1 protein-coding gene is annotated in these 459 nt (G+C 43.8%); it reads left to right on the top strand.

Annotated elements, in window-relative coordinates:
- The coding region (locus HC175_RS18445; RefSeq protein WP_168139685.1) for a lysylphosphatidylglycerol synthase transmembrane domain-containing protein at positions 1–459 on the top strand (459 nt) is incomplete at both ends.

Raw genomic sequence — 459 nt, 5'->3', positions numbered from 1 at the left:
TCGGAATTCTCTCGCATCTTTCCAGGGCCTATCGCTGGAAGTACCTTTTAGAGCCCCTGGGTTACCGCCCGCAATTCGCCAATAGTTTTATGGCAGTGATGGGAGGCTATCTTGCCAATCTTGGCGTTCCCAGGTCTGGTGAAGTCCTTCGAGCTGCAACAGTTTCTACCTATGAGGACATTCCGTTTGATAAAGCCTTTGGCACCATAGTTTCTGAAAGAATTGCAGACGTTATCATGGTGCTTCTTATTACCATTTTTGGATTCCTTATTCAGACTGAAAGGCTTATCCTTTATTTCAGCGAAAATGAGATCAATCCCTTCATTTCTCTGGGAATTCTCCTGCTCCTTGTTGGCTTCGGAATTGTTTTCCTTAACCTCATAAGAAGATCGAACCACCATCTGATGGTGAAAATAAGAGATTTTGCTGTCGGTCTTTTGGAAGGTATGAGAAGTATCA

This window comes from Salinimicrobium oceani, from assembly GCF_012037645.1.
The sequence above is the reverse complement of the archived record's forward strand: the minus strand, read 5'-3'. Positions and strand labels throughout refer to the sequence as shown.